General features: G+C 50.3%; 9 protein-coding genes. 8 read left to right on the top strand and 1 reads right to left on the bottom strand.

Features of this window, described 5'->3' with window-relative positions; all coding sequences use genetic code 11:
* Positions 1–377: 377 nt before the first annotated feature.
* From AB840_RS18205 to AB840_RS00845, 6 genes are all read left to right on the top strand, one after another.
* Positions 378–455, top strand: coding sequence for a putative holin-like toxin (locus tag AB840_RS18205; protein WP_407657334.1), 78 nt, complete (start codon positions 378–380; stop codon positions 453–455).
* A 276-nt stretch (positions 456–731) separates the two neighbouring features.
* On the top strand, positions 732–809 hold the full coding sequence (locus AB840_RS18200; RefSeq protein WP_354523426.1) for a putative holin-like toxin: 78 nt from the start codon (positions 732–734) through the stop codon (positions 807–809).
* An 820-nt stretch (positions 810–1,629) separates the two neighbouring features.
* Positions 1,630–3,084: an NAD(P)/FAD-dependent oxidoreductase gene (locus tag AB840_RS00860; protein ID WP_048512934.1), complete on the top strand. Its 1,455-nt coding sequence runs from the start codon at positions 1,630–1,632 to the stop codon at positions 3,082–3,084.
* Positions 3,085–3,086: 2 nt separating this feature from the next.
* Positions 3,087–4,319, top strand: coding sequence for an NAD(P)/FAD-dependent oxidoreductase (locus AB840_RS00855; protein WP_200809928.1), 1,233 nt, complete (start codon positions 3,087–3,089; stop codon positions 4,317–4,319).
* Positions 4,316–4,696, top strand: a complete 381-nt coding sequence (locus AB840_RS00850) for a DUF1667 domain-containing protein (RefSeq protein WP_048512933.1) — start codon at positions 4,316–4,318, stop codon at positions 4,694–4,696. The genes AB840_RS00855 and AB840_RS00850 overlap by 4 nt, the downstream gene beginning before the upstream one ends.
* Positions 4,693–5,988 (top strand): MFS transporter, encoded by a 1,296-nt coding sequence (locus AB840_RS00845; protein ID WP_200809929.1) that lies wholly within the window; start codon positions 4,693–4,695, stop codon positions 5,986–5,988. Before AB840_RS00850 ends, AB840_RS00845 begins: the two co-directional genes overlap by 4 nt.
* A 46-nt stretch (positions 5,989–6,034) precedes the next feature.
* Here AB840_RS00845 and AB840_RS00840 read toward each other — a convergent pair whose 3' ends face one another.
* A complete protein-coding gene (locus tag AB840_RS00840) occupies positions 6,035–7,930 on the bottom strand; it encodes a sigma-54 interaction domain-containing protein (RefSeq protein ID WP_048512932.1) in 1,896 nt (631 codons plus the stop codon).
* Positions 7,931–8,191: 261 nt separating this feature from the next.
* Between AB840_RS00840 and iorA the strand changes: the two genes are divergently transcribed.
* Positions 8,192–9,976, top strand: a complete 1,785-nt coding sequence (iorA, locus tag AB840_RS00835; RefSeq protein ID WP_048512931.1) for an indolepyruvate ferredoxin oxidoreductase subunit alpha — start codon at positions 8,192–8,194, stop codon at positions 9,974–9,976.
* A complete protein-coding gene (locus AB840_RS00830) occupies positions 9,973–10,548 on the top strand; it encodes an indolepyruvate oxidoreductase subunit beta (RefSeq protein ID WP_048512930.1) in 576 nt (191 codons plus the stop codon). Before iorA ends, AB840_RS00830 begins: the two co-directional genes overlap by 4 nt.
* Positions 10,549–10,562: the final 14 nt, after the last annotated feature.

Genomic DNA, 10,562 nt, shown 5'->3' with positions numbered 1-10,562 from the left:
CATACATGGGTAGTCCACACCGCCCGACCCGGTTACTTGCTGATACCTGGCAGCCTGCTGTCTATACGCAGCATGTCTGCCGTATCATATAGGCCCTGCGTTACCTCATTTCTGCAAGGGCCGAATCATTTTCTCAAAAGGGACCGGGAGATCGGTCCCTTTTTGTTGAAAAAACGGTTAGGTATAGAAAGCAAAAAATGACATGGCATAGTGAGATTTTTACTATGCCATGTCATTTTGCTACAAATAAGATTACAAAATATATATTTTACATTTTCTCGTATGTTATACTTGCAAACAAAGAGATAGTTTGGTCTATCCGGTTCCCTCCAGAACGGGGGCCCTAAAGGACTAGGCATAGCCGTCGGTGGTAGCCTATGAGCGTATACGAGTCGTTATCACTAATGGTAGCGTTTGCAACGTTAGTAGTGTTAATCATTTCCGTGCGCAGATAAGATAATATTCTAATCCGCTCATGAAAAATGACCGCATACCAGCGGTACACGGCCTTCTTCAAACTTATTATTATGAGGAGAGCCGGTGTACCACCACCGAACTATCTCTTTTTGTATTATACGGTATTGGCAATTATTTTTCAAGAGCTGCGAAGAGAAAGAATAGCATTACAAACTGTATATGTTACATTGCCTTACACGTTATAATTATGTTATACTTGCAACCAGAGAGATAGTTTGGTGTATCCGGTTCCCTCCAGAACGGAGGGGTAGCCTATGAGCGTATACGAGTCGTTATCATTAATGGTAGCGTTTGCAACGTTAATAGTGTTAATCATTTCCGTGCGCAGATAAGATAACATCGTAATCTGTACATGAAAAAAGACCGCATACCCGCGGTACACGGCCTTCTTCAAATTACTGAATTTAAGAGGAGAGCCGGTGTACAGCCACCGAACTATCTCTTTTTGTATTATACGGTATTGGCAGTGATTTTTCAAGAGTCACTGCATGAGAAGAAACAAAATATAAAAGATACATTTTACATTGTTTTATACTATACTTGCAAACAAAGATAGTTTGGTCTATCCGGTTCCCTCCAGAACGGGGGCCCTAAAGGACTAGGCATAGCCGTCGGTGGTAGCCTATGAGCGTATACGAGTCGGTATCACTAATGGCAGCGTTTGCAACGTTAGTCGCATTGATTATTTTCATGGGCAGATAAGATAATATCCTAAATCTGCCCATGAAAAAAGACCGCATACTCGCGGTACACGGCCTTCTTCAAACATATTATTATGAGGAGGGCCGGTGTAGCGCCACCCAACTATCTTTTTTTGTATTATACGACCTTGTTCGTGATTTTTCAAGAAGGAGTACGGTGCTGTTTTTTTTACCAAAATTGAGATATTAAGTGTATAATGGCGGCGGCTGTATTTTCAAGCTGCCGTTGCGGGATCGCCCTAGTTCAGACATAAAAAAATGCCGGATATTTTATCCGACTTTTTTTATGTCTTTTTACGCCATCATATAATCAAAATACATGCTTGAAAAATTAATTTGCGAAAGTAGAATTCATACATGCGTTGACATCATACATTAGATAGTAATATAATTCAAAATATGAAATATATTACATAAAATAAAAATACAAAATAACAGAAGGGAGAAAGACATGGATACACAATATGATGTCTTGATTATTGGTGCCGGTGTCATCGGCAGTGCCATTGCCAGGGAGTTATCCCGGTATGATCTGCAGGTGGCAGTTCTTGAAAAAAATTTAGATGTTTGCAACGAAACGAGCGGGAGGAACTCTGCCGTCGTGCATGGCGGCTTTGCGTATGATACGGGTTCGCTGAAGGCCAAATTTTGCGTCAAGGCCAATCGAATGATGGGGGATCTGGCCGATGAGCTGGATTTTCCGTTTAAGCGATGCGGTAAGGTACTTGTGGGAAATACAGAAGAGGACATGGCGCAGCTGAACCGGACGATTGCGCAGGGCCAAGCCAACGGTGCAGCCGGTTTGGAGATCATAGGTACGGAAAAGCTCCATGAGCTGGTGCCGGCTGTGGTCGGGAAATTTGCCATGTGGTCTCATAACAGCGGGATTATGGATCCGTTTCTTTTTACGGTAGCATTGGCTGAAAATGCCTGTCATAACGGCGCGCATTTCTTTTTCAACCGGAACGTGACCGGAATCTTCCGGGATGCAGCGGATCGGTATCATGTGCAGACGGCGCGGGAGGTTTTTTCGTCACGCTGGGTGATCAATGCGGCCGGGCTGGGCTGTAAGGAGATTTCCGATATGCTTGGTATAACGGGGTATCGCGTGATTGGGTCCAAAGGGGATTATATTATCCTGGACAAAAAGCTGGGAGCGCTGCTGCCTATGCCGGTATACCCTGTGCCGAGCAATACGTATATGGGCGTTCATGTTACCAACACCCTCGATGGAAATGTGACTGTCGGGCCGAATGCGGAGACGGTAACGGATTTTTCCTATTATGGCGTACCGCAGGGGAATATGGATTTTTTGAAGGAAAGCGCGTCGCGGTTATGGCCGCATATTGAAAAAAAAGATCAGATTCGTAATTTTTCCGGGATTCTTCCCAAATGGGTCGATGAAAACGGCACGATCCAGGATTACAAGATCGAAATTCGTGATGATGTGGCGCCCCATGCGGTAAATTTGGTAGGGATCGAATCACCGGGATTGACTTCGGCCGTCCCCATTGCGGCATATGTTGTCGAACTTATGCGGGAGCGGGAAGCCTTTCGGCCCAATACCTCCTTTGATCCGGTACGGAAGGGTATCCGGCGCTTTGCAGATCGTACGCCGGCGGAACAGGATGCATTGATCCGGGAAAACCCTGATTACGGTGAAATTATCTGCCGCTGTGAAAAGGTTACCAAGGCGGAAATACTGCAGGCGATTCATAATCCTCTGGATATACATACGATGACGGCTGTCAAATACCGGACACGCTGTATGATGGGACGCTGTCAGGGCGGCTACTGCCAGATGCGTGTGGAACAGATGCTGGAACAGGAATTGGGCCGGCCGGCCGCGGACATTCGCTATTGCCGGCCCGGGTCATGGGTCCTTGCGGGAAAGGTGCGTGAGTAGAAATGATGGAAAAGGATGTAATTATTATTGGCGGCGGGCCAGCCGGACTGGCGGCGGCGGTGGAATTGCGAAAGAAAGGAATCGAGGATATTCTGATTCTGGAACGGGAAGCGAGTCTGGGCGGCATTTTGCGTCAGTGCATTCATGACGGGTTTGGCTTGACACGGTTTGGCGAGACGTTGAGCGGTCCGGAATATGCCCGGCGCTTTATTGATGAAGCGGAGGCGCTGCATATCCCCTATGCGGTGGATACGATGGTGCTGCACATTTCCCCGGATAAGACCGTTACGGCGGCCTGCCGCGACGGTCTCAAGGTATGGAAAGCAAAGGCCATTATGCTGGCCATGGGCTGCCGGGAACGATCCCGCGGTGCCCTGGGTATTCCCGGCGAACGGCCTGCCGGCGTTTTTACAGCCGGAACCGCACAGGCATATATCAATATGTACAACCGTATGCCCGGCAAGGAGGTCGTCATCCTGGGGTCCGGGGATATCGGCATGATCATGGCCCGCCGTATGACACTGGAAGGCGCGCGTGTCAAAGCTGTTTTTGAAATTATGCCTTATGCCAGCGGCCTGCCGCGCAATATACAGCAATGTTTGCACGACTACGGCATTCCGCTATATTTGAGCCACACCATAACGGAGATTAAAGGCGGCAGCCGCCTGCAGGGCGTTGTCGTTTCTGAAGTAGACGGCCATATGCGGCCTATTGCCGGTACGGAAAAGGAATACAGCTGTGATACGTTGATTTTGTCTGTCGGGCTTATCCCGGAAAATGAATTGTCGGAGGGGGCAGGCCTGACCTTAGACGAACAGACTAAAGGCGCCGTTGTGGACGAGCATTTTCAGACGGATATTCCCGGTGTGTTTGCGGCGGGGAACGTACTTCATGTGCATGATCTGGTCGATTTTGTATCGATGGAGGCAGAGCAGCTGGCCGACTGTGCGGCTTCATACATACGCGGCCGGGCGCTGGCTCCGTGTACTATCCGGGTTGCCGCCGGCAGCGGCGTAGGTAATCTCGTGCCGCAGCGGCTCAGCGGCACGGAGGCTGTGACCCTGTCCTGCCGTGTCCGTTCGCCGCAGCGGGATGGAACCCTTGTTGTTATGCAGAATGGCAGGGAAGCAGCCGTACATGCTTTTAAGCGGGCTGTGCCGGCTGAAATGCTGCATATACGTATTGCTGCCGGTGCTTTGCAGCGGCAGGGTGATTTGGAGGTGTCGATGAAATGATGCAGACCTATACATGTATTATTTGTCCGAATGGGTGTGAACTGCAAGTGGACATGATGAAAGACCGCCGTACCATCAAAAAGATAGAGGGGAATCTGTGCCCGAAAGGAGCGGAATATGCGCGGCAGGAGGTGCAGGACCCGCGCCGCACGATCGCCACGTCCGTTCTGGTACAAGGCGGCGTGCTGCCTCTGGCCAGCGTACGGCTGAGCAAGGCCGTTCCCAAGAATCAAATTTTTGATGTCATGGGTGCAATCAAAAAAATTACCCTCCAGGCACCGGTACAGGCGGGCAGCGTTATTCTTTTCAATGTGTTGGATTCCGGCAGCGACGTCATTGTGACGCGGTCAGTAAAAGCAGGGGGGCAGAACGTATGATGCAGTCTCACTTTAAAAATATGCGCTGGGTCGTCATCGGCATGTGCTTTCTTGCCAACGCGATCAATTATATAGACCGGGCCAATCTGGCTATTGCAGCGCCGCATATCCAGGCCGAGCTGGGGCTGGATGCAGTGGCGATGGGGCTCGTGCTCAGTGCCTTCTTTTGGACCTATGCTTTTTGTCAGATGCCGGCCGGCTGGTTTATCGATAAGGTCGGGGTCCGTGTCAGTCTGGCTTTTGCCGTCGGCTGGTGGTCCGTGTTTACGGCGACGACCGGCCTGGCCCATACCTTTGGGCACATGATCGGTTCCCGGTTTTTGCTGGGAGTCGGTGAATCGGCGGCCATGCCATCTTTTGCCAAGGCGGCTTATAACTGGTTTCCGCGGCGTGAACGGGGTATTGCCTGCAGTATTTTTGACAGCGGCTCCCGTGTGGGATCCGCGCTGTCGCTGCCGCTGATTGCCCTGATTATTTCTTATATTGGCTGGCGGGGATCGTTTATTATTACCGGTGCCATCGGTATTTTGTGGGCCTTAGTCTGGTGGTTTCTGTACCGGGACCCGGAAAAATACCGTCATATCGCACCGGAGCAGGTAGATGCGCTGCTGGCGGAACGGGGAACGGCAGATGCGGCGCAGGCGGAAACACCGCGCGTGTCCTGGAAAGGATTGTTTCGGTATCGCACGGTATGGGGCCTGATGATCGGCCTGTTTTGTCTGAATTTTGCTATATATTTCTTTATTACCTGGTTTCCCAGTTATTTGATGGAAACGCGGGGATTTTCTCTGAAGGCACTGGGGACGCTTGGCATGCTGCCGGCCCTGCTGGCGATTCCCGGCGGCTGGCTGGGCGGCTTTACATCGGATTACCTGCTGCGGCACGGACATACGGCGACGGTTGCCCGCAAGACCTGCCTGGTAGGAGGCATGCTGCTGTCATCGTGCATTGCCCTGTGTGCGTTTGTGGATAATATCTATTTGTGTCTGGCCTTATTTGCCGTGTCGTATGCGAGCCTGTCCTTTGCCGGGTCCAACACGTGGGTCATTGTAGGAGAAATAGCGCCGACGCCGGGACATGTGGCGTCTATTGGGGGGATCATGAATTTTGCCGGCAATCTGGCGGGAATATTCATCACGACGTTCACCGGGGTCATGCTGACGGTCACCCAGGGGTCTTTTTTGATACCGCTGGCAGCAGCTGGAGCGCTGTGCGTTCTGGGAGCCTTGTCGTATTTGTTCCTGGTCGGACGGGTGGAACCGCTGGCCGTACGGGAGTCAGCAGATAGATAAAATGACAGTACTGTACAATGACGTAGACAAACATTAGATAATATCTTTATCGTGCTGCGCTTTTTATCTTGTTGAACAGCGTCTGCCTGCTGATATTCAGAATTTTTGCGATTTGCAGCTTCGTATAACCTTGCTGCCGCAGGTTGTGAATGATCAGCAGTTCGACTTCCTTGTGGAGCTGTTTCATATCGATGCGCAGCGTGTCCTTATCGATCAGGGGGAACTGCGATTCTTGTGTATGGGGCTGGTCAAAGAGATATTGGTAGGTACTATCACTGGTATTTCCGAAAATATGATAGCGCAGGGCGACGCTGTGGAGCTCGCGGATATTGCCCCACCAGTGATGCTGCTCCAGCGCTGTTTTTAAGCCCGGCGGCAGAGATGGTGTCTGTCCGGACAGGGTTTGCAGGAATTGTGAAAAAAGGAAGACGATGTCGCTGGGTCTGTCGTTCAGAGAGGGTAGATTCAGCGTCAGCGTGTTGAGACGGAAGAAGAGATCACGGCGGAAATTTCCGGATTGGACAGCTTGCATGATATCGGCGTTGCTGGCCGAGATGATGCGGATATCCAGGGGGATGATATAGTCTGAGCCTATGCGCATGACCGCTTTTGTTTCCAAGACACGGAGCAGCTTAGATTGAATGTTGGGGGACATACTGTTGATTTCGTCGAGAAAGATGGTACCGGTGTGAGCCAGCTCAAAATATCCGGCCTTGCCCTCCTTTCGGGCACCTGTAAAGGCGCCGCCCACATAGCCGAAAAGCTCGCTTTCCAACAGCTCCGGCGGCAGGGCGGCACAGTTGACGACGACGAAAGGCCCGCTGCGCCTCGGGCTGGCGTTGTGGATGCTTTGGGCAAAGAGTTCTTTGCCGGTGCCGCTTTCTCCTTGTATGAGAACCGGGGCGGTATAGGCCGAGATAATCTTGGCTGTGTCAATGACGGCCTGCATGTTGGAACTTGCTGTTTTGATAGCGTCAAAGTGGTGGGCAGCCTGCAGGCCTGTTTTTGCCAGCTTATAGCGGATGTTTTTTTCCAGGCGCTGCAGCTCGGTTACATCGCGGATAGCCAGAATATAATGGCTTTCTTTTTCGATTTGAAAAGGTGCGGAGTTGACGACGAGGGTATAAGGCGGCGATTGGATAATTCGTTCTTTAAATTGCATAGGCGCGGCGGCGCTGTACGGCAGATCAGGGAATATTTCCCTGATCTTTTTTGCGTGGGATGAGGCCTTGAGAAAAATACGGGCTTGTTTATTGATATGGGATATTTTTCCTTCTTTGTCGTACAAAATGATTCCCTCGTCGACATGGGACAGAACGGAGGTCAGCAGGGACAGCTGTTTGCGGTCCTTGCGGTGGAAGGCGATGAGTTCGTTGGCGTATTGATATACCGATAGGATAGTCGATTCACTGGGACGAATAGGGTAAATCGGCATGGGAATATGGGCGGCGATCTGCGGCAGCAGCGTACAACCTACGATGGCCGTATCCGGTGTGACCGGAATTTTATCCAGGATTTTCAATATTTCGTTTTGTGAGGTACTGACGCTGTACGGCGGATGAAGCTGCAGCTTTTTGGCGATGTGGGGTGAGCAGGCACTCATATTGAACATGAAATGCTTATTCAGCAGCAGGTGGATTTTTTTGTAATGCTCTACCTTGCGCAGCGTGTAGAGCGCATCGTTTGTAGAACTATACAAACACAAAATAGGAATGTCGTCGATGGCGCCGGACAATATTTGATGAGAGCCGCTGTTGGTGATAATGACCTGAGCGCCTTTTTGGATCATGTAATTTCCTTGTTCAATAAGGTGTGGGAAATTGATGATTTCTATTTCTGTGGAAATATGGGTGCTGCCGAAGCTGTTCCGATATGTCCAGAGAGTTCGTTCGATGTCGTTCTTCAGGCTTTCGTCGGCGACAAGAAAAGATATTTTTTCCATGTGGCTGCGGCCTCCTTTACTGTTCTAGGACTATTATATATGTATTGTAGCTGGTTTTTTGTGGAAATGTAAAGGAAAGTCAATAAAAATTTACATAATCAGGATAGATAGATACTATGATTTTTTCGTAAACGGCTGAACTGCGCCAGTTATAAAGTTGGTACTTATATTGCATATAGATAGACAGATATAAGTGTAAAACCGACGCAGGGACACATCCGATTTACACTAAGGTACATATACTGATAGGAGGTAGTCAGAATGAAAGTATTAATGACAGGCGATGAAGCGATTGCCAGAGGGGTGTATGAAGCAGGGGTATTGTTTGCTTCTGCCTATCCGGGAACGCCAAGTACGGAAATATTGGAACATGTCGCGCAATACGGGGAAATTGCTTCAGAATGGGCACCGAATGAAAAAGTCGCCATGGAAGCGGCTATGGGGGCGTCCATGGCCGGAGTCCGTGCCTTTGCGGCCATGAAAATGGTGGGGCTCAATGTGGCGGCGGATCCCTTATTCACCTTTTCGTACCTGGGTTTGAACGGCGGTTTTGTCTTTGTATCTGCTGATGATCCGGGGATGCATTCGTCGCAGAACGAACAAGATAACCGCCATTATGCCAAGGCGGCTAAAATAGCTATGTTCGAGCCGTCAGATTCACAAGAATGCAGGGATATGGCATTGGAGGCCTATAAAGTCAGCGAAACCTACGGCGTGCCGGTCATGATCCGCATGACGACCCGCGTCTGTCATTCTAAGAGTTTGGTTGAGGAAGGTGTCAGAACGGAGGCTGCGCCGGTACGTTACGTCAAGCAGCGGGAAAAAATGGATGCCGTGCCGGCTATTTCCAAAATGCGCCGCTATGTGGTGGAGGAACGGGAACAGAAACTGAAGGAATATGCTGAAAACAGTTCGTATACAGTGGAGGAACTGCATGATACCAAGATCGGTATTATTGCTGCCGGAGCGGCCTATATGTATGCTAAAGAGGTGTTTGGCGACAGGGCGTCTTATCTGAAACTGGGATTTACCTATCCGATGCCGGTGCATAAAATCAGAGCGTTCAGTGAAAAGGTGGATACGCTGTACGTGGTGGAGGAACTGGACCCGTTTATGGAGGACATCATTCATGAAGCCGGTATCTCCTGTCATGGCAGGGATGTTATTCCCGGTATTGACGAACTGAATCCCAATATTATTTCTGAAGGCATTCTGCAAACGAAAAATGCAGGCGTGGAGGTTTCCGATGCCTTGTTTGTTCCCCGCCCGCCTACTTTGTGTGCCGGCTGTCCGCACCGGGGTTTCTTTTATGAGCTGGGCAAGCGCAAGGACACGGTGATGATCGGTGATATCGGCTGCTATGCCCTGGGCGGCGCGCCGCCGCTCAACGCCAAGGATCTGGCGTTGTGCATGGGCAGTGCTTTTTCTGTGGGACACGGAATGTATCATGGTTTCAGCCGAAGCGGCCAGAAAAAAAGAGTCGTGGCGACCATGGGTGACTCGACTTTTTTTCATACGGGCATCAATTCCCTGACTGAGGTGGCGTATAACCGGTCTAATACGATCTGCGTTATTCTGGACAACCGCATTACGGGGATGACGGGCCATCAGGAAAATCCGGGAACGGGCTATACTATTCATGGGGACATGACCACCCGTATCGACATTGAAACGGTGGTGCGGGCTTTGGGAATACAAAACGTCCGCACGGTCAATCCACTGCGGCTGAGGGAAATGAAAGAAGCATTGGACTGGGCGTATGCTATTACAGAGGAGCCGGTCGTCATTATCACCAAATGGCCGTGTGTTCTGAAAAAGTTTTCTAAAGAAGATAAAGAGCAGTTCGATCTCGACAGGACGCCCTGCGTGGTCGATGAAACGAAATGCATTGGTTGTAAAAAATGCCTTTCTACAGGTTGCCCGGCGCTGCGGTTTGACGCCAGTGCCAAAAAATCCGGTATTTCTCAGGCAGACTGCGTAGGCTGCACCGTGTGTATGCAGGTGTGTCCTGTAGGCGCTATTTCCAGAAAGGAGTCTCACTCATGACAGACGTAAAGAACGTATTATTTGTCGGCGTAGGCGGACAGGGAACGATATTGGCAAGCAAGATCCTTACGATGGGATTGATTGCACACGGCTATGATGTCAAGATGTCGGAGGTGCATGGCATGAGCCAGCGCGGCGGCAGCGTCAGTACGCAGGTTCGTTTCGGTGCCAAGGTGTACTCGCCGATCATCGGCGAAGGGACGGCAGATATTCTCGTATCCTTTGAAGAAATGGAAGCGGCCCGGTATGCGAAATTTTTGAAAAAGGACGGAAAAATTGTCGTGAATGCATGCCGCATTCCGTCCATGCCGGTGTTGTCCGGTACCTGTCAGTATCCGGAGGGCGTTATTGCGGCGCTGCAGGAATGCGTGTCTGTTCTGGCGATTGACGCGACGCAGATCGCTTCTGATTTGGGAAATCCCAAAAGCGCGAACGTCGTTCTGCTGGGAGCACTGGTTGAGGCATTGGGGCTGCATGATATCGACTGGAAGGGCATTATATCCCAAACGGTGAAGAAAAATTTTGTCGATATGAATTTGCAGGCCTTTGAGGCGGGTATGGCGGCGATGTAAACTGCCTGCTGGCT

Origin of the sequence: Megasphaera cerevisiae DSM 20462 (genome assembly GCF_001045675.1) — a bacterium.
Taxonomy (GTDB): Bacteria; Bacillota; Negativicutes; order Veillonellales; family Megasphaeraceae; genus Megasphaera; species Megasphaera cerevisiae.
This window is presented reverse-complemented; position numbering and strand designations above follow the sequence as displayed.

What these genes read in the sequence shown, in the direction of transcription:
- AB840_RS00850 (WP_048512933.1), top strand. Translation starts at nt 4,316, where the DNA reads ATGATGCAGACCTATACATGTATTATTTGTCCGAATGGGTGTGAACTG.
- AB840_RS00830 (WP_048512930.1), top strand. Translation starts at nt 9,973, where the DNA reads ATGACAGACGTAAAGAACGTATTATTTGTCGGCGTAGGCGGACAGGGA.
- iorA (WP_048512931.1), top strand. Translation starts at nt 8,192, where the DNA reads ATGAAAGTATTAATGACAGGCGATGAAGCGATTGCCAGAGGGGTGTAT.
- AB840_RS18200 (WP_354523426.1), top strand. Translation starts at nt 732, where the DNA reads ATGAGCGTATACGAGTCGTTATCATTAATGGTAGCGTTTGCAACGTTA.
- AB840_RS00855 (WP_200809928.1), top strand. Translation starts at nt 3,087, where the DNA reads ATGATGGAAAAGGATGTAATTATTATTGGCGGCGGGCCAGCCGGACTG.
- AB840_RS00845 (WP_200809929.1), top strand. Translation starts at nt 4,693, where the DNA reads ATGATGCAGTCTCACTTTAAAAATATGCGCTGGGTCGTCATCGGCATG.
- AB840_RS18205 (WP_407657334.1), top strand. Translation starts at nt 378, where the DNA reads ATGAGCGTATACGAGTCGTTATCACTAATGGTAGCGTTTGCAACGTTA.
- AB840_RS00860 (WP_048512934.1), top strand. Translation starts at nt 1,630, where the DNA reads ATGGATACACAATATGATGTCTTGATTATTGGTGCCGGTGTCATCGGC.
- AB840_RS00840 (WP_048512932.1), bottom strand. Translation starts at nt 7,930, where the DNA reads ATGGAAAAAATATCTTTTCTTGTCGCCGACGAAAGCCTGAAGAACGAC.